Source organism: Saccharopolyspora gloriosae (assembly GCF_014203325.1).
Taxonomy (GTDB): Bacteria; Actinomycetota; Actinomycetes; order Mycobacteriales; family Pseudonocardiaceae; genus Saccharopolyspora_C; species Saccharopolyspora_C gloriosae.
Genome location: NZ_JACHIV010000001.1, coordinates 1,975,453 through 1,996,819, shown reverse-complemented (window position 1 = coordinate 1,996,819; position 21,367 = coordinate 1,975,453). Strand labels below are relative to the sequence as shown.

Genomic DNA, 21,367 nt, shown 5'->3' with positions numbered 1-21,367 from the left:
GATCCCGCAGCGAGAAGAACGCTGAGGTTCCGCCACCCCACCCCTATGCGAGCCCTTCCACGGACGCAGGCCGTTCAAGGGACGCAGGCCGGAGGTCCGTCCAGTGGGTTTCGACGTAGTGCAGCGCGGCTTCGCGGGTAGCGCCGTCGAGCACGACGTCCCATCCGGCGGGGACCTCGGCGAACGCGGGCCACAGGGAGTGCTGGAGTTCGGTGTTGCGCAGCACCAGGAAAGTGCCGTCCTCGTCGTCGAACGGGTTGGTCATGACCGCCGGTCCTCCTCGTGTTCGGTGTGCTCGCGCAGGTGGTCGCGCAGGATCGCGCCGAGTTCGCCGACGTGGCGCGGTTGCATGACCAGGTGGTGCGGGTGGTCGAGCCGGTACGTCGTGAACGGCCCGTCCAGGTGCGGGCGCCAGCGCTGCGGACCCGGGCCGTCCGGGGTTCCGATGTGGACGGTCGGGCCGGTGTGGTGACCGGGACGGTGTCCGGGCAGCAGGCTCGCGTTGTGCCGGGACACCTCGACGAGGTCGGCGATGTCCTGCTCGGTGAGTTCGGCGAGCGCGCTGCCCTCCTGGCGCAGCGCGGCCGACACCTCGGCGAACGAGTGCGGCACGTCGTCGTCGCGGCCGATGGAGGTGAGCAGCACGCGGTGGATCCGCTGCAGGTCGAGCGAGTCGTCGTCGGTGGCTCCGCCGCCGAGCGGCGGATCGATGAGGCACAGCTGCCCGGCCTCGGTTCCGAGCCGCGCCGCCATCGCGTGCGCCACCAGCCCGCCGAACGACCAGCCCACCAGGTGGTACGGTCCTTCCGGGTGCACCTCCCGGAGTTCGGCGAGGTAGCGCTCGGCCATCGCGTCGACGTCGCCCGGCAGGTCCGCCACTCCGCCCGCACCGAGCCCCTGCAACCCGTACACCGGGTGCGCGGGGTCGAGGTGCGCCAGCAGCCCCGAGTACAGCCAGGCCAGGCCGCTCAGCGGATGCACGCAGACGACCGGTGGCGCGTCGCCCCCGGTGCGCAGCGGCACCAGGTGACCGGCGGGCCCGGCGGTGCCGAGCACCCGTTCCAGGTCGGCGGGGGTGGCGGCGGCGAACACGTCGCGGATGTGCGGCCGGACGCCGAACTCCGCTTCGACGCGGTCCACCAGGCGCACCGCGAGCAGCGAGTGCCCGCCGAGCGCGAAGAAGTTGTCCCGGTGCCCGACCCGCGCCACGCCGAGCACGTCGGCGAACACCGCGCACATCGCCTGCTGCGCCGCCGTTCCGGCCGGTTCGGGTTCGACCACCTCCCGGCCGGGGTCGGGCAGCCGGTCACGCAGCAGTTTTCCGTTGTGCGACAACGGGAGTTCCGGAGTGGTCAGCAGCCGGGACGGGACCATGTAGGCGGGCAGCCGGTCCGCCAGGTGCGCGCGCACCGAGTCCAGGTCCGCGCCGGGCGCCACCAGGTGCCCGACGAGCCTGCGGTCGTGGGCGTCGTGGTCGTGCACCGCGACGGCCGCCGCCCGCACCTGCGGATGTTCGGTGAGCACCGCCTCGATCTCGCCGAGTTCCACCCGGTGGCCGCGGATCTTGATCTGGTCGTCGTCGCGGCCGTGGAAGCGCAGCACGCCGTCCCCGTCGCGGGAGGCGAGGTCGCCGGTGCGGTACATGCGGGTTCCGGGCGGCCCGAACGGGTCCGCGACGAACCGGTGCGCGGTGAGCGCGGTGCGGTGCAGGTAGCCGGTGGCCACGCCGCGCCCGGCGAGGTAGAGCTCGCCGACGACTCCGGGCGGCACCGGGTTGAGCCACCGGTCGAGCACGTGGCAACCGGTGTTCCACAGCGGGTTCCCGAGCGGCACCGCCGCCGGTTGCGCCCCTTCCACCTGGTGCGCGGTGGACCACACCGTGGTCTCGGTGGGGCCGTAGCAGGCGATCACCTCGCAGCCGAGCTCGCCGAGCCGCTCCGCCAGCGGGCCGGGCACGAACTCGCCGCCGATCACGGCCCGCACGCCGCGCAGGTCCCGCGGTCGTTGCGCGAGCAGCGCGTGCCACAGCGACGGCGTGGCCTGCATCGCGCGCACCTCGTGCCGGTCGACGAGGTCGAGCAGCAGCGCGGGGTCGCGGGTGAAGTCCCGTCCGGCGAGCACCACCGCGGCACCGGTGACCACACCCAGGTACAGCTCCGGCACCGACATGTCGAACCCGGCGGGCGCGGTCGCCAGGACCCGGTCGTGCGGTCCGAGGTGCAGCCGTTCGCGCAGCGAGCACAGCAGGTTGAGCACCGCGTCGTGCGGCACGACCACGCCCTTCGGCCTGCCCGTGGAGCCCGACGTGTAGATCACGTACGCGGTGCCGGGCGGCACCGGACCCGGCTCATCGGGGCCGTCCTCGCAGGTGAGCGCTCCGGTGTCGTCGTGCGTGACGACGAGGGCCGGGCGCGCGTCGGCGAGCACGTCCGCGATCCGCCGACGCGGGAGGTCCGGGTCGTAGGGCAGGTAGGCGGCACCGACGGCGGTCACCGCGAGCATCGCCGCGAGCAGGTCGGGTTCGCGGCGCAGGCCGAGCGCGACGAGCCGGCCCGGCCCGGCGCCGCGCGCGGTGAGTTCCGCGGCGATCCGGTCGACCCGTTCGGCGACCTGCCGGTAGGTCAGCTCCCGATCGCCGTGGATCAGCGCCACCGCCTCCGGCGCGCGGGCGACCTGGGCGGCGAACAGCGCGTGCGTCGTGCCCTCCGGCACCTCCCGTGCGGTGCGCTTCGCCTGGAGCGCCAGTGCGGCGCCTTCGGCCTCGGTGAGCACCGGCAGCTCGGCGATGCACCGCCGCGGTTCGGCGGTGGCGGCGCGCAGCAGCCGTTCCAGGCGGCCGATGAGCGCCCGCGCGGTGGCCGGGGTGAACAGCTCCGCGTCGTACTCCAGCACGCCGCCGATCCCGGCGGGCGCGCCGCGCTCGTCGTGGTCGGGACGCAGGCTCCACAGCAGGTCCATCCGCGAGGAGGAACCGTGCAGCGACAGGGATTCGACGGTCGCGCCGGGCAGGTCGAACTCGGTGGGCGGGGTGTCCTGGAAGGCCAGCATCACCTGGAAGATCGGGTGGTGCGCCAGCGAACGCGCCGGGCGCAGCACTTCGACGAGCCGCTCGAACGGCAGGTCCTGGTGGTCGAACGCGTCCAGGTCCACCGACCGGATCCGCCGCAGCAGCTCGCCGAAGGAGGGCTGCCCGGACAGGTCCGCGCGCAGCACCACGGTGTTCACGAAGCAGCCGACCGCGTCGTGCAGCGCGTCGTCGCCCCGGCCGGCGACGGGGGTGCCGATGGGCAGGTCGGCACCGGCCCCGTGGCGGTGCAGCAGGACCGCGAGCGCGGCGTGCAGCACCATGAACAGGCTGGCGTCGTGGTCGTGGGCGAGCCGAGTCGCCGCCGCGTGCAGGCCGGCGTCGAACTCGATCTCGACGGTCTCCCCGACGTGCGCGGAGGCCGTCGGACGCGGGTGGTCGGCAGGCAGCGCCAACTGCTCCGGGGCGCCCTTGAGCGCCCGCGTCCAGTGCTCGATCTGGTGGTCGGTGCCGATGTCCCGCTGCCACAGCGTGAAATCGGCGTACTGCACCGGATCCGACGTCCACTGTGGAGCAGCACCGCCGGTCCGCGCGCGGTAGGCGCGGGACAGGTCGCGGCTCAGCGGGGCGAACGAGGAGCCGTCGGCGGCGATGTGGTGCAGCAGGATCAGCAGCACGTGCTCGCCGGGAGCGGAGGTGTAGAGGGTGACGCGCAGCGGCGGTTCCGCCGCCAGGTCGAAGCGGTGCGCGGAGTCGGCGTCCAACCGCTGCGCCAGCTCCTGCCCGGACACCTCGACGTGCTCGAAGCGCAGCGACTCCGCGGGCAGAACCCGTTGCCACGGGCCGTCTTCCGCTTCCGCGACCACGGTGCGCAGCACCTCGTGGCGGGCCACCACGTCCCGCCACGCCTCCCGCAGCACGTCCGGGTCCAGCTCACCGCGGATCCGGTGGGCGAACCGCAGGTTGTAGGTGGCGCCGAACTCGTCGAACCCGCTGATGAACCACAACCGGCGTTGCGCGGGTGAGAGCGGGACGCGTTCGGGACGCCTGCCCGCGCGCAGCCGCGGCCGGGTCGCCTCGGCCCGGTCGGCGATGCGGCGGGCCAGCTCGGCCACCGTCGGCGCGTCGAACAGGGTGCGGATGTCGAGCTCGACGCCCAGCCCGGAGCGGATCCGGTTGATCAGCTGGGTGGCCAGCAGCGAATGCCCGCCGCTGTCGAAGAACCCCTCCTCCACCCCGATGCCGGGCACGCCCAGCGTCGCGGCGAACGCCTCGCACAGGAACCGCTCCGCCGGGGTGCTCGGCGGTCGTCCCGGCGCCCGCCCGGACACCGGGCTCGGCAGCGCGCGGCGGTCCAGCTTCCCGTTGGGCGTCAACGGGATCTCGCCGATCGGCAGCACGAACGACGGCACCATGTGCCGCGGCAACACGGCCGCCGCGTGGTCGAGCAGCACCGCCGGTTCGACCTGCGCCGCGAGCACCACGTAGGCCACCAGGCGCGGCCCGCCCGCGTCGTCCTCGCGGGCGAGCACCACGGCTCGGGCGACGGACTCGTGCTGCTCCAGGACGTGCTCGACCTCGGACGGTTCGATGCGGAACCCGCGCACCTGCACCTGCTGGTCGACGCGACCCAGGTATTCCAGCGAGCCGTCCGGCAGGAACCGGGCCAGGTCGCCGGACCGGTACATCCGGGTGCCGGGCGGCCCGAACGGGTCGGCCACGAACCGGCTCGCGGTGAGCCCGGGGCGCCCGAGGTAGCCGCGCGCCACGCCGCGACCCGCGACGTAGAGCTCACCGGGGCACCCCGGCGGCACCGGCCGCAGCGCGCGGTCGAGCAGGTGCAGCCGCAGGTCGTCGAGCCCGGTGCCGACGACGCTGCGCGTCTCCGCCGGATCGCGCAGTTCCGCGTACGTGGTGTGCACGGTGGTCTCGGTGATCCCGTACATGTTGATCACGCGCGGCGCGTCCGCCGCGATCCGGTCCCGGACGCGCGCCGGGTCCAGCGCCTCGCCCGCCAGCACCACGCTGCGCACCGACTCCGGCTCGGCACCGGCCTCGACGAGCTGGTAGTACGCCGACGGGGTCTGCGACAGCGCGGTGACCCGCTCGCGCTCCAGCAGCGCCCGGAACTCCCCCGGCGCCCGGCTCACCTCGAACGGCACCACGACGAGCCGCCCGCCGCGCCCGAGCGCGGCCCACAGCTCCCACACCGACATGTCGAACGCGTAGGAGTGGAACAGGGTGTGCACGTCGTCCGCGGCGAATCCGAAGTGCCGGTCGGTGACCTCCAGCAGCCGGTGCACGTTGTCGTGCGTGACGACCACGCCCTTCGGCGCGCCGGTCGACCCGGAGGTGTAGATGACGTAGGCGGTGTCGCCCGGCCCGATCGGGACCGCGAGGTCGCCGCCGGCCCGCACGTCCACGGCCGCCGCGACCGCCGCGTCGTCGAGCACCAGCGGCGCCGCCTCCGCGGGCAGCGCATCGGCCGTGTCCCGCACCGCCAGCACCAGCCGCGGATCCGCGTCGGCCAGCGTGGCGCGCAACCGCTCCGCCGGGTACGCCGGGTCCAGCGGCAGGTAGCCCGCGCCGGACTTCAGCACCGCCAGCAGCGCGACCACGAGTTCGGTGCCGCGCGGTAGCGCCAGCGCCACCAGCCGCCCCGGTCCCGCGCCGCGCGACGTCAGCTCCCGCGCGAGCCGGTTCGCCCGCGCGTTGAGCTCGCCGTAGGTGAGCCGCCGCTGCCCGCAGGAGACCGCGGGCGCGTCCGGGCGTGCCGCCGCGTGCCGCTCGAACAGCTCCGTCAGCACGCCTCCCGGAACCTCCGGCAGCGGCGCGGGTTCGCGGTGCTCGCCGGGCAGCAGCAGGTCGATCTCGCCCAGCCGCGCGGCCGGTGCCGCGCCGAGCCGTTCCAGCAGCGCGCCCAGCCGGTGCAGCAGCAGGCGCGCGGCGGGTTCGTCGGCGACGTCGGCGCGGTGGTCCAGCCGGAAGCCGAGCCGGTCGCCGGGCAGCACGATCAGCGACAGCGGGTAGTGCGTGCCGTCGGACACCCGCAGGTCGGTGATCCGCGGTTCCCGCAGGTGCCGCTGCGCGTCCTCCCGCTCCGGCGGGTAGTTCTCGAACACGAGGACCGTGTCGAACAGCTCGCCGTGCCCGGCGATGGCCTGCAGCCGGGTCAGGTCGACGTGCTGGTGCTCCAGCACCGCGAGCTGCTGCTCGCGCAGCTCGGCCAGCGCCTCGGCCACGGTGCGGTCCGCGCCGAGGCGCACCCGGACCGGCACCGTGTTGATGAGCAGCCCGACGACGTCCTCCACGCCGGGCAGCTCGGCCGGGCGGCCGGAGACGGTGGCGCCGAAGACCACGTCGTCGCGCCCGGTCAACAACCCCAGCAGCACGCCCCAGGCGAGCTGCACGAGGGTGTTGAAGGTGAGCCCGTGCCCGCGTGCGGCCCGCCGGATCCGCTCGGTCGTGGCGGCGTCGAGCTCGTGGTGCACCCGGCCGTGCCGCGCATCGCCTGCGCCAGGTGCGGCCACCAGCGTCGGTTCGTCCACATCGGACAGGAACGCGCGCCACGCGGACTCGTGCGCGGCGGAGTCCTGCCGCGCCATCCAGTCCAGGAAAGCGCGGTAGGGCACCGGGTCCGGCAGCGGCTCGTCCGCGTACAGCGCGAACATGTCCCGGATCAGGATCGGCATCGACCAGCCGTCGATGAGGATGTGGTGCGTGGTCAGCACGAACACGTGCCGATCCGGGCCGGTGCGCAGCAGCGCGGCGCGCAGCACCGGCGGTTCGGCCAGGTCGAAGCGGCGGGCGCGGTCCGCGTCGAGGTAGCGGGTGACGTCGGCCTCGGCGGGCGCGTCGAGCTCGGTCCAGTCGACGCCGAACCGGGACGGCCACACCTGCACCGGGACGCCGTCGGTGCCGTGCCGGAAACCGGCGGTGAGCTGCGGATGCCTGCGCAGCAGCGCGTGCACCGCACCGCGCAGGGCCGCGGCGTCGAGCGCGCCGGTCAGCTCGAACCCGAACTGCACCAGGTACGGATCGGCGCCGTCGCGGTCGAACAGCGAGTGGAACAGCAGTCCCTGCGCCAGCGGCGGCAGCGCCAGCACCTCGCCGCCGTCGCGGTCGGTGCGGTGCCGCGCCTCGGCGGCCAGCTCGGTGAGCACCTCGAACCAGCGCCGGGCGAGCTCGTCGACCTCGTGCTCCGGCACGAGTTCGCCGGCCCAGGACCAGTTGGCGGTCAGCCGCGGGCCGTCGGCGCCATCGGTGATCAGCGAGTCGAGCTCGATCGGGTGCGTCAGCGGCAGGCCCGGCGGCATCGCCGAGCCGAGCACGCCCGACCACGGCTGCGGCCCCCATTCCTGCTCGGCCGCGGTGTCGAAGCGCCCGAGGTAGTTGAACCCGAGCTGCGGGCGGGTCCCAGCGGCCAGCTCCGGCGCGGTCTGCGGGTTGAGGTGGCGCAGCAGGCCGTGACCGATCCCGTTGCGCGGCACCGAATCCAGCGCGGCGCGGACCCGCTCGACCGGTTCGTCCCAGCCCGCGCTCTCGGGCCGCGCGCCGCGCAGGTCGAACCGCACCGGGAACCGGGTGGTGAACCAGCCGACGGTGCGGGACAGGTCCTGGTCGTCGGCGAACTCCTCCCGGCCGTGGCGCTCCACGTCCACCAGCACCGCGTCCCCGGCGCACGGGTGGCCGGTCACTGCCAGCGCGAACGCGGCGAGCAGCACGGTGTCCACCGGGCAGCCGAACACCGCGGCAGCGCGGTGCACCAGTTCACCGGTGACCTCGGCGGACAGCGTCAGGGACCGGTGCGCGCGGGTGAACTCCAGATCGGCCTCCGGCGACAGCGGCCGTGCGGTCAGCGGCGGGTCGGAGACGGCTACCAGCTCCCTCCACAGTGGATGTTCCGCCTGCACTTCCGCTTGCTGCGCCCGCAAACCCGAGGCGCGCGCCCACTCCGCGAAGGACGTGCCGACCGGTTCCAGCCGCGGCTCCCGCCCGTCGGCGACGGCGCGCCCGGCGTCGCGCAGGTCGTCGAGCAGGATGCGCCAGGACACCCCGTCCACGGCGAGGTGGTGCACGGCCAGCACCAGCGTGCCCGGCTCGGCACCGGCGTCGAGCCACACGGCCCGCACGACGCGGCCCGCGGCGGGGTCCAGGTCCGCTTGCGCCGAGCGGGCGCGCTCGGCGGCGAGCTCCCGCAGCTGCGCGTCCCCCAGGCCGCGCACGTCCTCGCGCTCGAACTCGCACTCCGCGTCCTCGGCGATCGCCAGCGACCACAATCCGTCCGCTGTCGACAGTCGTAATCGCAGCATGTCGTGCTGTGCCACCACGGCGCGCAGCACGGTGCGCATCGCGTCCTCGCCGAACCCGGCCGGGGTCCGCAGCACCGCGCACTGCGCGAAGCCCGCCACCGAGCCGCCCAGCTCCCGGAACCAGTGCATGATCGGGGTCAGCGGCAGCGGCCCCCGGTCCGGCGCGGCGTCGCGGCGCACCGGCGCGGCGGGAGCTCCGGCGTGTCCGGCCAGCGCGGCGGCAGTGGGATGCCGGAACACGTCGGCGGTGCCGATCCCGAAGCCCGCCCGCCGTGCCCGGCTGGCGAACTGGATCGCCGTGATGCTGTCGCCGCCGAGCTCGAAGAAGTCCGCCTCCGGCGCCACGTCCGCGAGCCCGAGCACCTCGCCCACCAGGCTCCGCAGCACCTGCTCGGCGTCGGTCGCGGACGCCGTCGCCGCCACTTCCGCGCTCGCACCGGCGGGCGGCGGCAGCGCGTCGCGATCCAGCTTCCCGTTGCGGGTCAACGGCAATTCGTCCACGGGGACGATCGCCGAGGGCACCATGAACGCCGGGAGCGCCGCTTCCGCCCGAGCCGCCAGCGCGACGACGTCGGCCGCCCCGACCACGTAGCTCACGATCCGCCGCCGACCGGGGCGGTCCTCGCGCAGCACCGTCGCGACCTGCCGCACCCCGGGCGCACCGCGCAGCGCGGCGTCGATCTCACCGAGCTCGATGCGGTAGCCGCGCAGCTTCACCTGGCCGTCGGCGCGTCCCGCGAACTCCAGCAGCCCCGCGGAGTTCCACCGGGCCAGGTCGCCGGTGCGGTACATCCGCTCGCCCGGCGGGCCCGACGGGCAGGCCACGAACCGGTGCGCCGTCGCCCCCGGCGCGCCGACGTAGCCGCGCGCCACCCCGGCGCCCGCCAGGTACACCTCGCCGACGACGCCCGGCGGCACCGGCCGCAGCGCGTCGTCGAGCAGGTGCACCCGCTTGCCGTCCAGCGGCGCCCCGATCGGCACCGTCACCTCGTCGAGCGCGGCACCGGGCGGCACGGGCTGCCGGGTCGCGAACACCGTCGTCTCCGTCGGCCCGTAGCCGTTGATCACGGTCAGCCCCGGCACGGCGTCCTGCACCCGGCGCACCGCGGCGGGTGAGACGACGTCACCGCCGGTCCACACCTGGCGCACCCCGGTCAGGCAAGCCGGGTTCTCCTCGCTGAGCGCGTCGAACAGGCCCGCCGTCAGCCACAACCCGGTGATGCCGTGGGCGGCGACGGTCTCGCCGAGCACGCCGAGGTCGGCGGCGTCCGGCGGAGCCAGCACCACCTCTCCCCCGGTGAGCAGCGGCACCCACAGCTCCAAGGTCAACGCGTCGAAGGCGTGCGGCGAGTGCAGCAGCACCCGCTGGGCGCCGCCTTCGGCCCACCACCGGTCGGCGGCCAGCCGCACCAGGTTGTCGTGGGTGATCGCGACGCCCTTGGGCACGCCGGTGGAGCCGGACGTGAACATCACGCACGCGAGCCGCTCCGGCACGGGGTCCGCGGCCTCCGCCGACGGCGCCGCCGGTGCGGGCTCGGCGAGGTCGAGCACCCGGCCCCGTTCCCGGAACCACGCGGCGAAGTCGTCGGTCGCCACGTCGGTGAGCAGCAGCTCGATCCGGGCGGTGTCCGCGATGGTGCGCAGCCGGTCGGGCGCGTCGCCCCGGTGCAGCGGCACGTAGGCCGCGCCCGCGCGAGTCACGGCCAGCACCGCCACCACCAGGTCCGCGGACCGCTCCACCAGCAGTCCCACCGGCGACTCCGCGCCCACCCCGGCCGCGACCAACCGGGCGGCCAGCGCGGCGGAGCGGGCGTCGAGTTCGCGGTAGGTCAACCGCTCTCCGGTGGCGGCCGAGGTCACCGAGACCGAGTCCGGCCGGTCGCGCACCTGCTCGGCGAACAGCGCGATCGCGTTGCGCGCAATCGGTTCCGCCGGTGCGCCGGCCCCGGCCGCGAGCACTTCCGCGCGCTGCTGCCGGGAAATCGCCTCGAACCGGCCCAGCGGAGTGTCGGCCGGGGCGTCCACCAGCTGTCGCAGCAACCGCTGGAACCGGTCCCGAGCCGCCGCGAGCAGCTGCTCGTCGTGGTTGGCGGGATTCGCGTCGAAGTCGAACCGCAGCTCCCCGTCACCCCGGTCGTAGGCGACCACGGAGAAGTCCTCCGACGGCGGGGCCTGCACGTTGTGCACGCTCGCCGAGCAGTCGCCGAAGCGCAGGCCGTAGGCGAACTTCTGGATGTTCACCACCGGCCCGAAGAACACCCGGCCGTCCTCGGGATAGCCGAGTTCGCGGCGCAACCGCTCGCCCCGGTACCGCTGGTGGCGTTGCACCCCGGCGACCTCGGCGGCGACCTGCTCGACGAACTCGCCGGCGGTGGCGGCCGGGTCGACGTGCAGCCGCAGCGGCAGCACGTTCGCCGACATCGACGGCACGGTGCGGCTGAGCTCGGTGGCCCGGCCCGGCACCGGCAGGCTCAGCACGACGTCCCGGCTGCCCGTCACCGCGTGGGTGTGCAGCGCAGTGGCCGCCACGACCAGCCTTGACCAGCGCTGCCCGAGCCGTTGCGCGGCGGAGCGCATCCCGGCGAACTCCGACTCGTCCAGGACGGCGCTCGACCGCAGCGACTGCGCCGAGGCCGCGGCCGGACGCGCCGCCATGCTCAGGAACCCGGGGCCGTCCGCGAGCCGGTCCTGCCACCACCGCCGGTCCGCGTCGAACTCGGCGCCGCGGCGGTACTCGTCCTCTTCGGACAGCAGCGCGGCCGACGACGCCCAGCGGCAGGCGGGCACGGGCTCACCCGCGACGCGGTGCGCGTAGATCTCCGAGACCCGTTGGGAGAACAGCGTCATGCCGACGCCGTCGAGCGCGATGTGGTGCACCCACTGGAACAGCAGGTGCCGGTCGTCGGCGATGCGCAGCACCTCCGCCCCGAACAGCGGGCCGGTCGCCAAGTCCACCGGCCGGTCCAGTTCCGCGCGCATCAGCCGCAGCGCCGCCGCGTGCGGTTCGGCTTCGGCGCGCAGGTCCCGGACGGCGACGTCGGGTTCGTCGCAGCGGGAGCGACGTCGAGGCCGCCCGTCCGGTCCTTCCGCGAACACGGCGTTGATCGCCTCGGTGTCGCGGGCGGCGAGGCGGACCGCCGCCACCAGCGCGTCCACCTCCAGCGGCCCGGTGATGTCGACGTACTCGCCCCACAGGTACCGCGAGCGCTGTCCGGAGCGGGCCTGTTCGGCGATCCAGATGCCGAGTTCGGCCTCGGACGCGGGCAGCTCGGCGGAGTTCTCGCCCAGGTTCATCGGTCATCCTCACCGGCAGTGGTCTGCGCTGTGTCGGCCTCGGATGGCCGCGCCGGTACCGGGGCGGCCCACGAGACATCGCCCCCGGACGGGCGCGGGGCGATGGCGTTCTGCGGTCGGCTGATGTCGTACGTCGGGCGGCGGCGAACCCCCGCTCGCGACGAGCGGTGTCCCCGCGACGGCGGCGCTTGGGCCCGGTGGCCGCTTCCCGAAGCGGGCGCGGCGGCGGGCGGACTCCCGGTTTCCGGGCGCATTGCGGCGTTGCAAGGCCCGAGCGGGAAGGCGCGGAGCGCTGTGGCGCGCTAGTTCACGCGCGTCGGGAACGAGTCGCGCCGTGCGGCACGCGTTCCCCGTATCTCGTTCGGCTGCAGCTCCCGCACGGTGGGCGGCGATCTCCCTCGCTCACGTGCTGACCTTGACATGCGGGAGCCGACCAGTCGATACAAAGAACCCAATTAGACCAATTCGGACATCTCACTTGATGCCGCTGCCCACATTCAGGTTGCGCTCGCGCGACACGGCCGACCGGTCGACGCGGACGCCGCGCCGGGCGTGTCCGCTCAGTCCGGCGGGACGTGCGCGCGCAGGAACCGCAGCAGTTCCGCCCGGCTCACCGCGCCGCCGATGGTGTGGAAGCGGGAGTCGAAGGCGTGGTCGGAGAACGGCACCGCCGCGTAGTCCACGACGTCACCCGCCGCGCGCAGCCGGTCGGCGAACCCGCGGACCCGCTTCTCCAAGATCAGGTGATCGTCGATGCCGGTGACCAGCAGGGTCGGCATCAGCCCCGGCCGGACCCGCGCCAGCGCCGACGCGTACGCGTAGCGCTCCGGGACCTGCTCCGGCGATCCACCGAGGAACGCGACCGCCGTCCGCCTGCCGTAACCGCCGAGCCCGGCGTCCGCGTACGCCCCGGCCAGGTCGACCGCCGGGTAGAACCCCGCCACCGCGATCGGCGGCGCCGGCCGCACCCCGCCGCAGCCGCCCACGTCGCGCCGATCGGCCAGCGCGTACCCGGCGTTGATGGCGAGACCGCCGCCCGCCGACCCGCCGGAGAGCACCAGCCGCGACGGGTCGACCCCCAGCTCAGCGGCGTGCTCGGTGATCCAGGACAGCGCGCACACCACATCGGACGTGGCGTCGTACCAGCGCGGCGGCGGGGTGAGGCGGTAGTCGATCGAGATCACCGGATAGCCCCGGTCCGCGAGGTACCGGTACAGGGCGCGCTGCTCGAAGCGGCTGCCGGAGCTGAAGCCACCGCCGTGCACCCACACCACGGCAGGGCGCTCGGCACCCGAGCGCGGCGGGGACCAGACGGAGGCTTCCAGTTCGTGGCCCTCGGCCTCGGCGAAGACCTCGGTCCGGTCCGGTGGCGCGGCGGGCGTGCCCGCGCCCAGCACGTCGGCGAACCCGACCGGAACACCGCGGTCGTGCGCGAAGGAGAGCTGGCCGCCGAGCACGACGAGCGAGCCGGCCAGCGCGACCAGGGCGCCGCCGCCGAGCACTCCGGCGGATCGCCGCACCCGCAGCCACCACCCGGCCGCGGCGACCACCGCCAGCACGAGGCCGAGCAGCACGAAACGGAAGGCCCACCGGCCGACGAGCTGCGAGCCGAGGACCCCGAAGAACGGCAGCGCGGGAATCAGCGCGCCGAACGCGAGCAGTGCCGCGGCGACGGCGACCACGACGCCCGCCGAGACCACCACGACGCCGAACGCTCTGGCGGCGGACCACCGCCGGGCCTCACCCGCCACGTCTCACCTCTGCTGGATCAGGACGTCAACGGCCGGTCTCGTTCCGGGCACGGCGCGGGCCGCAGGGACCCGCGCCGCTGTCGCTCAATCCTGGCGGCTCTTGCGCCCGGTGACCTTGTTGTAGATGATCAACACGACGATCGCGCCGATGATCGAACCGATCCAGCCGGTCGGCTGGAAGCCCCGGATGCCCACGGTCAGCAGCCCGAAGATCAGTCCGCCGACGACCGAGCCGACGACGCCGAGCACGATCGTCATCAGCAGTCCGATGTCGTCCTTGCCCGGAACGACGGCCCGCGCGATGAAACCCGCGATCAGGCCGAAGACGATCCAGCCGAGGATGGTCCACACCATCGCTTTCCTCCTTCTCTCGGTGCCCCTCCCGATCCGGCACCCTACTGTCCGTAAAGCCCCGAGCCGAACCGGAAGGGGGCGGCACCGGGTGAAACCGGACCCGATCGGACGCATCGGCCGCCTTCGCGGCAGCGCACACCCTCGCGAACCGTTGACAAATTCCGTTGCCGATTTTGCAATGGCCGGATGAGCGAACCCTCGTCCCCCGAGCTGGACGCGACGCTGGCGGAGGTGGGGCCGCGGCTGCGGGCGTTGCGCAAGCGCGGCGGGCTCACGCTGGCCGGGCTGTCGGAGGCCACCGGCATCTCGGTGAGCACCCTGTCCCGCCTCGAATCCGGCAGCCGCCGCCCCAGCCTGGAACTGCTGCTGCCGCTGGCCAAAGCGCACCAGGTCCAGCTGGACGAACTCGTCGGCGCCCCCGCCACGGGTGATCCGCGGATCCACGCGAAGCCGATCGTGCGCCACGGCATGACGCACATCCCGCTGACCCGGCGCCCCGGCGGCGTGCAGGCGTTCAAGATGATCATTCCCACCGGCCGGGGCGAGCCGGACCCGCAGACGCACGAGGGCTACGAGTGGCTCTACGTCCTCAATGGACGCTTGCGACTGGTGCTCGGCGAACGCGACCTGACCTTGCAGGCCGGCGAGGCGGCGGAGTTCGACACCCGGGTCCCGCACTGGTTCGGCCCCGCCGACGCCGCGACGGTGGAACTCCTCGTCCTGTTCGGACCCCAGGGAGAACGGGTCCACACCAGGGCGAAACCCCGCGGGTAGCCCCGCGCTCGACGTCCTCGCCTCGCGGTGCCGTCTCAGCGGCGGAGCCACCGGGTTCCACCGCCGGACACCTGCGCAGGCCGTTCCGGAGGAACGTTCAGTGCGAGCCCGGGGTGTAGTGGCCGGGGACGTTGCGGCTGGTCACGGCGAAGCGGTTCCAGGCGTTGATCACCGTGATGGCGGCGATGAGATGCGCCAGCTCGGTCTCGTCGAAGTGCTTCGCGACCCGGTCGTAGACGTCGTCGGGCACGAACCCGTCGGTCAGCACGGTGATCGCCTCGGTGAGTTCGATCGCCGCGATCTCCTTCGCGGTGTAGAAGTGCCGCGATTCCTCCCACGCCGAGAGCTGCACGACGCGCTGCACCGACTCACCGGCTGCCAGCGCGTCTTTGCTGTGCATGTCGAGGCAGAACGCGCAGTGGTTGAGCTGCGACGCGCGGATCTTCACCAGCTCCAGCAGAACCGGGTCGAGGCCCTTCCGGGCCGCCGAGTCCAGCCGGATCATGCTCTTGTACACGTCCGGTGCGAGTTCCTGCAGGTTCAGCCGCGGCGCGTGTTCGGGTTCGTAGCCGGATTCGTTCGCCATGCGAGCAACGCTAGTCCCGGAGTGGCCCACCCACCTGGTCCACTTCGCCCCCGATCACCTGGTCCAGTCCCGGGCAGCTCCCCCGCCGGGGCACCCCTGAACGACTGGGGACCGATTCCCCACCTGTGGACAACTCGCGCAATTTCGCGAGAAATCGCGAGCCCCCGAAATGAGTTCCCCGGCAAACACGGGTCTTGAACTGGTGTTACGGCCGGGTTTTGGGTGGCGCGGGTGTGGCAGGGGTGCGATTTCTCGCGAAATTGCGGGGTGACTGCGGGTGGTGAGGTGGGCCTTTCGGGGGGGGCGTACGGAGTGGGGCGGAGCGAGCTACTGGTCGTCGTTCCGGGCGGGAGCCGCTCCGGGGCCGGGGGTCACTGCTCGATGCTGAACGGGGTGCCGTAGACCTCCCAGTTCAGCGGCGGGGTCAGGGCGAGGTTGCCCTCGTCCAGGAACCGGCGCTGGGCGGTGTCGACGCGGCTGGTGTCGCTGTGCGCCTCCTCCTCGCGCATCGCCTCGACGCGGGCGTCGAGGAAGGCGTGCAGGTAGGCCGTCTCGTCGCCGCCTTCGGCGGGCGGGGTCGCGCGGTCCAGCGCCGCCTGGCGGATGCCGCCGAAGCTGGGCCAGTCCTGGCCGGGACCGTGCATCACGATCGCGTCGTAGTAGGCGAACTGGCCGAGCGCACCGAGGCCGTCGGCCTTGGCCTGGTCCACGGCGGGGCTGAAGTACACCCGGTCGCGCTCGGATTCCTGCGCCTGCTGGAAGTCCGGGTCCTCGGCCGCCTGCGCCCAGGCGTCGGTGAAGCCGGGGTCGAGTCCTTCGTGGGAGTCGGTTCCGTTGACCTCGCGCAGCGCGGGCAGGTACTCGGCGAGCGGGTTGTCCGGCTTCGCCTCGGTGTAGGCCTCGACGAGTTCCAGCATGTCCCCGGTGCCGGAGCAGAAGCCGATGATGCCTGCCGTGTAGCCGCGGCCGTCGCCGATGTCCTCGATGTAGCCGAACTGCGCGCGCCAGTCCAGCGAGGAGTTCTCCGCGCTGGAGACGAGCTGCATCGCGATGTCCTTGGTGCGCGGGTCCGTGAGATCGCCTTCGGCGGCGAGGTGCGCGGCGAGCGCGGGCGGCGCGACCGAGGAGGCGACCGGCGCGGCGGAGGCCGCCGACAGGGCGGGCAGCGCGGTGGCGCCGAGGGCGCTCGCGGCGACACCGGTGACGAGCAGCAGCCGGAGGGCCCGGCGGGACGGCTGGGGCGACGGGATGGGCATGGCTGGCTCCTCTGGCGACGACCGATCTCGATCCGGTGACGGCGAGCAGCCAACCGTCCGGCCGCCCGGCCGTCAAGATCACTTGAGGTGGCCCGCCCGCACCTGCTCCCGACCGCGTCCACCGGCCGTGACGTGGCATTCGGCCCAAGCGCTCGCCACCTCGCCAGCTCAGCGCTCTCGAATCGCGAGGGTCCGCGCTCCCCCGGCAAGTCCGCTCGGGCCGCTTTTCCACGGCACAACTGGGAATTTTCCACAGTTCCCACAGCAGGGCCGTTCCGCCGGTGCGCTGCCGCGTTCGGCGGTTCGGGAGGCGATCGCCACTATTCCTCGTCGTCGCCGTCCGGGTCGTGCAAGGATCCGCGTCGGTCTTGTTGCAAGGAGTTGGCAATTGCGACGCGGTGTGGGATTCCTGGCCTTCGGGCTCGTGCTGGTGCTCGCCGGGTGCGGGTTCACCGGCGGTGGAGCGGATGCGGGCACGTTGCGGGTGGCGGTGACGATCCCGCCGCGGGCCGACTGGTCCCCCGCCTCCGACGACGCGTTGCTGCTGCAGCGGCTCGGCGTCACCGAAACGCTCGTCGACGGCGCCATGGACGGCGGCGCCGAGCCCGGACTGGCCGAGTCGTGGCGCCGGGCCGCGCCGACCGAGTGGCGGTTCACGCTCGTCGAGGGCGTGCGCTTCCACTCCGGTGAGCCGGTGACGGCGCGCGCCGCCGCGGAGTCGATCAACCGCGTCGTGCACGACCCCGCCCCGCCGCGAGCGCTGCGCGGCACCGTCGAACGCGCCGACGCGCTGGACGAGCGCACGCTCGCGGTGCGCACCTCCGCACCCGATCCGATCCTGCCGCAGCGGCTCAGCGCCGCGAACACGGCGGTCCTCGCGCCCGCCGCGATCCGCCCGGACGGTTCGGTCGACCCGGCGAAGGGCGCGGGCACCGGGCCGTTCGAGGTGACCGGAACCGACGGCGACCGAAGCGTGTCGCTGCGCCGGTTCGACGGCTACCGCGGCGGGCTCGCGCAGGTCCAGCGGGCCGAAGTGCGGTTCGTGGAGGACGCCTCGGCGCGGGTGAACGGGCTGCGCAGCGGCGAGTTCGACCTCATCGACAAGGTCCCGGTCTCCCAGCTCGCCGAGGTGCGCGCCGATTCCGGGCTCCGGGTCGACGCGGTGGACCTGCCGCGCACGACGGCGCTGCACCTCAACACCTCCGGCGGCCCGTTCGCCGACCCGCGCCTGCGCGAAGCCGCCGCGGCGGCGATCGACCGCGCGGGCCTGGTCACCGGGGTGCTGCGGGGGCAGGGAGTGGCCGCGAGCCGCTACTTCGGGCCCGCCGTGCCGTGGAGCGAGCAGCACCCGCCGCCGCGGCCCGACCCGGCGGCGGCGCGGCGGACCGTCACCGAGGTCACCGGCGGAGCGCCCGTTCCCATCACCATCGGCACCTACCCGGACCGCCCGGAGCTGCCCGCGCTGACGACCGTCGTCGCCGACGAGCTCGGCCGGGCCGGGTTCACCGTCCGGATCGTGCAGGAACCCGCCGGGAGCATCGAGCCGCGCATCCTGTCCGGAGAGCTCGACGCCGCGGTGTACTCGCGCAACCAGCTCGTCGACGTCCCCGACGCCGCCGCGCACCTGACCAGCGACTTCAGCTGCCGGGGCGGGTTCAACCTGGACCATTTCTGCGCGCCGGAGCTGGATTCGCTGCTCGCCGAGCTGCCCGGGATCAGCGCCCCGGACCGGCGCGCCGCGGTCTTCCGCCGCGCCGACGACCTGCTCGCCGAGCGCGTCGCGGGCGTGCCGCTGGTGCACGAGCAGCAGCGCTTCGCCCACCGCGCCGAGGTGAGCGGCGTCCCCGCCGACCCGCTGGAACGGGAGTTCCTCACCGAGGAGGTCGTGCTGCGATGAGCACCCCGATCATCGACTACTGGAACGACCGCGCCCGCCGCGGCTACGACCGGCAACCCGGCCAGGACCCGGCGCGGGACCTGTGGGCGAAGCGCCTCGGGCCGCTGGTGGCGGACCTGGCCGGTCCGGGCGCGCGCGTGCTGGATTCGGGCTGCGGCACGGGGTTCCTCGCCCGCATCCTCGCCGCCGACGGCCACCGCGTCACCGGGCAGGACGCCTCGCCGGGAATGCTGGAGGTCGCCGGGGAGCGCGGTGCCGCCGAAGGGCTCGACGTCCGGTGGCTGCTCGGCGCGGCCGACGAACCGCCCGCGGGACCGTTCGACGTGGTGGTCACCCGCAACGTGCTGTGGACGCTGCCCGACGCGCGGCGCGCGGTGGACTCGTGGGCGGCGGTCCTGCGACCGGGCGGGCTGCTGGTCGTCAGCGACGGCCGGTGGAACGAGGCCGCGGCCGGGGACGACGCGACCGAGCGGCGGTTCGGCGCGTCCTACGCGGACGCCGCGCCGGCGCTGCCGATGGGGTTCGACTTCGCGAGCTGCGCCGAGCTGGTCGGCCGGGCCGGTTTCGTCGAGCCCACCGATCGCACCGGACTGTTCGACACCGCGCCGTATCCGAGCGCCCCCGGCTTCTTCCTGCTCTCCGCCAGAACCCCGCGACGGTGACGGGAGGGCGCGGGCTGCTGGCCCGGCTGGGCGTGGCGCCGGTGGTGGCGGCGCTGATCGTGCTGGTCGCGGTGCTGCTGCCGGAGCTCACCGGGGTGGACGCCGCCCGCACGGTGCTCGCCGCCCGCTACGCGGAAGCCGACCCGGATCCGGCGGTGCTGGCGGGAATCCGCACCGAGCTGGGGCTGGATCTGCCGCTGCCGCAACGGGTTCTGGCGCGGCTCGGTTCGATGGCCACCGGCGACCTGGGGTCCTCGTGGGTCTCCGGCGTCCCGGTGGCGGTGGTGATCGGGCCCGCGCTCCAGGTGTCGCTGGGCATCATGCTGGGCGCGGCCGTGCTGTCGTTCCTCGTCGGCTACCTGACGGGTCTGCTCGCGGCGCACCGCCCCGGTTCGGTCACCGACCGGGTGCTGTCCGGGCTGGTGCGGGTGTTCTCGGCGCTCCCGGAGTTCGCGCTGGCCCCGATCCTGGTGCTGGTGTTCGCGGTCGGACTCCAGGTGCTGCCGAGCTCGGGGTGGCGGGGCCCGGAGCACTCGGTGCTGCCGCTGCTGTCGCTGGTGCCGTCGCTGTCGGTGCCGATCGCCGCGGTGACCCGCGAACAGGTGGTGGCGTTGCGGCGGGAGAACTTCGCGCTCGCGGCGCGGGCGCGGGGACTCGGCGCGGCGCGGATCTGGGGCGTGCACCTGGCGCGGCCGGCGCTGCCCGCGGCGCTGTCGCTGGTGACCTACAACGCGGCGGGCGCCGTTTCCGGCACCACCGCCATCGAGGTCGTCTTCGACATCCCCGGGCTGGGCAGCACCGTCGTGGAGGCGGTGCGCGCGCAGGACGTGCCGGTGGTGCAGGCCGGTCTGGTGGTGGCGGCGTTCGCGGCGCTGTGCGTGGGCGCGGCGGGCGATCTGCTCGGGCTCGCCGCCGAGCCCCGCACCCGGCGGGAGGCCCTCCGGTGAGGCCGCGTCGCATCGCCGGGCTGCTCGGAGCCGGAACGTTCCTGCTGGTGCTGGTGATCGCGGCGGGCGGCGATCCGCTCGCCACGAACATGGGCGAGGTGCTGCGAGCCCCGTCCCTCGCGCACCCGCTGGGCACCGACGAGCTGGGCCGGGACGTGCTGGCGAGGCTCGCGCACGGCGCGGTGGTCACGCTCGGCACCGCGGGCACCGCGCTGGCCGCCGCCGTGCTGCTGGGCACGCTGGCGGGATGCGCGACGGGCTGGAGCACGTCGCCGGTGGCCGCGCTGGTGCGGGCGGGGGTGGACGTGGCGACGGCGCTGCCGCCGCTGATCGTGGCGCTGGTGACGGCGCTGATCGCGGGGCCGAGCACGACGGCGCTGCTGCTGGCCCTGGCCGGGGTGGGCTGGTTGCCGTTCGCCCGGAACGCGGACGCGATGACCGCGCAGCTGCGGACGCGGAACTGGGTGCTGGCGCACCGGGCGCTCGGCGCGGGCCGGCTGCGGATCTGGCACCGCTCGCTGCTGCCGTTCCTGGCGCCCGCTACGGGCGCGCTCGCCGCGGTGCGCCTGCCCGCGCTGGTGAACACCGTGGCGGCGCTGGGTTTCCTCGGGTTGGGCCCCCCACCGCCGAGCCCGGAGTGGGGCGCGATGATCGCGGAGTCGGTCGATCACCTCGGCACCGCTCCGTGGCTGCTGGCGGCTCCGGTGCTGGCGCTGGTGGCGGTGCAGGCGCTGGTCAGCGCCTGCTTCGCGCGCACCCGTGAGTGATCACTTGCCCTGGAACCGCGGCGTGCGCCGCTCGGTCCGGGCCCGGCTCGCTTCGGCGGCGTCCTCGCTGGCCCAGCAGTCGGCGTAGGCCGCTTCGAGCTCGTCACCCTGCTCGCCGGGGTCGAACCCGCCGGAGTCGAGCGAGTTCAGCGCCATCTTCGAGTAGCGCAGCGACAACGGCGCCAGCTCACCGATCTCCCGCGCCCACGCCACGGCCGCGTCGTGGTCCCCGAGCCGGTCCACCACTCCGCGCTGGTGGGCCACTTCGGCGCCGAGCCGGTCGGCGGCGAGCAGCAGCGAGCGGGCCGCTCCTCCCCCGGCCAGCAGCGACAGGCGCCGGACCGTCCACGGGTCGACGGCGAGCCCGTTGCGCGCGGTGGGCACCGCGAAGTACGCGTCCGGCGCGGCGATCCGCAGGTCGGCCGCCAGCGCGAGCTGGGCGCCCGCGCCGACCGCGGGTCCGTTGACGGCGGCGATCACCGGGACCGGCACCGTGAGCACGGTCTGCAGCGCGTCGTAGAGCCCGTCCCGGAACTCGTCGCCGTACACGCCGTCGAGGTCGGCGCCCGCGCAGAAGGTGCTGCCCGCGCCGGTGATCACCAATGCCCGCGCGCCCTGCTCCACCAGTGCGGGCACCGCGTCGCGCAGCGCCTCGCAGTGCTCCAGGTCGAGCGCGTTGCGCCGTTCGTGCCGGTCGAGCGTGATCAGTCCGATCGGCCCGTCCCACCCGGTGGTGATCATC

12 protein-coding genes are annotated in these 21,367 nt (G+C 74.3%); 5 read left to right on the top strand and 7 right to left on the bottom strand.

All coding sequences use genetic code 11. The features are described 5' to 3' along the window. Positions 1 to 43 precede the first annotated feature (43 nt). From BJ969_RS09075 to BJ969_RS09060, 4 genes are all read right to left on the bottom strand, one after another. The gene (locus BJ969_RS09075) at positions 44 to 265 is read right to left on the bottom strand and encodes an MbtH family protein (RefSeq protein ID WP_184478394.1); all 222 of its coding nucleotides are present in this window, start codon (positions 263 to 265) and stop codon (positions 44 to 46) included. Then, complete coding sequence (locus BJ969_RS09070) at positions 262 to 11,631, bottom strand: amino acid adenylation domain-containing protein (RefSeq protein ID WP_184478392.1); 11,370 nt, start codon at positions 11,629 to 11,631, stop codon at positions 262 to 264. Before BJ969_RS09070 ends, BJ969_RS09075 begins: the two co-directional genes overlap by 4 nt. A 560-nt stretch (positions 11,632 to 12,191) precedes the next feature. Further along, on the bottom strand, positions 12,192 to 13,382 hold the full coding sequence (locus tag BJ969_RS30775) for an alpha/beta hydrolase fold domain-containing protein (protein WP_184478389.1): 1,191 nt from the start codon (positions 13,380 to 13,382) through the stop codon (positions 12,192 to 12,194). Between the two features lie 84 nt (positions 13,383 to 13,466). Further along, on the bottom strand, positions 13,467 to 13,736 hold the full coding sequence (locus BJ969_RS09060) for a GlsB/YeaQ/YmgE family stress response membrane protein (protein WP_184478387.1): 270 nt from the start codon (positions 13,734 to 13,736) through the stop codon (positions 13,467 to 13,469). A gap of 186 nt (positions 13,737 to 13,922) precedes the next feature. On the opposite strand from BJ969_RS09060, the gene BJ969_RS09055 reads away from it, so the two are divergent. Further along, positions 13,923 to 14,510, top strand: coding sequence for a helix-turn-helix domain-containing protein (locus tag BJ969_RS09055; protein WP_184478385.1), 588 nt, complete (start codon positions 13,923 to 13,925; stop codon positions 14,508 to 14,510). A gap of 97 nt (positions 14,511 to 14,607) precedes the next feature. Here the strand turns inward: BJ969_RS09055 and BJ969_RS09050 are convergent, their stop codons facing one another. Together BJ969_RS09050 and BJ969_RS09045 are read right to left on the bottom strand one after the other, a co-directional pair. After that, positions 14,608 to 15,096: a carboxymuconolactone decarboxylase family protein gene (locus BJ969_RS09050; protein ID WP_184478383.1), complete on the bottom strand. Its 489-nt coding sequence runs from the start codon at positions 15,094 to 15,096 to the stop codon at positions 14,608 to 14,610. 371 nt (positions 15,097 to 15,467) lie between these two features. Then, complete coding sequence (locus BJ969_RS09045) at positions 15,468 to 16,352, bottom strand: chitosanase (protein WP_184478381.1); 885 nt, start codon at positions 16,350 to 16,352, stop codon at positions 15,468 to 15,470. 388 nt (positions 16,353 to 16,740) lie between these two features. On the opposite strand from BJ969_RS09045, the gene BJ969_RS09040 reads away from it, so the two are divergent. From BJ969_RS09040 to BJ969_RS09025, 4 genes are read left to right on the top strand one after another with little or no spacing between them, the layout of a single operon-like run. Continuing rightward, positions 16,741 to 18,249 (top strand): ABC transporter substrate-binding protein, encoded by a 1,509-nt coding sequence (locus tag BJ969_RS09040; protein WP_184478379.1) that lies wholly within the window; start codon positions 16,741 to 16,743, stop codon positions 18,247 to 18,249. Beyond that, on the top strand, positions 18,246 to 18,911 hold the full coding sequence (locus BJ969_RS09035) for a class I SAM-dependent methyltransferase (protein WP_184478377.1): 666 nt from the start codon (positions 18,246 to 18,248) through the stop codon (positions 18,909 to 18,911). The genes BJ969_RS09040 and BJ969_RS09035 overlap by 4 nt, the downstream gene beginning before the upstream one ends. Further along, entirely contained in the window at positions 18,908 to 19,858 is a 951-nt protein-coding gene (locus BJ969_RS09030) for an ABC transporter permease subunit (RefSeq protein WP_184478375.1), read from the top strand. The genes BJ969_RS09035 and BJ969_RS09030 overlap by 4 nt, the downstream gene beginning before the upstream one ends. Continuing rightward, on the top strand, positions 19,855 to 20,625 hold the full coding sequence (locus tag BJ969_RS09025) for an ABC transporter permease subunit (protein ID WP_184478373.1): 771 nt from the start codon (positions 19,855 to 19,857) through the stop codon (positions 20,623 to 20,625). Before BJ969_RS09030 ends, BJ969_RS09025 begins: the two co-directional genes overlap by 4 nt. On the opposite strand, the gene BJ969_RS09020 is transcribed toward BJ969_RS09025, so the two are convergent. After that, on the bottom strand, positions 20,626 to 21,366 hold the full coding sequence (locus BJ969_RS09020; RefSeq protein ID WP_184478371.1) for an enoyl-CoA hydratase: 741 nt from the start codon (positions 21,364 to 21,366) through the stop codon (positions 20,626 to 20,628). It lies immediately after the preceding gene. Position 21,367 lies beyond the last annotated feature (1 nt).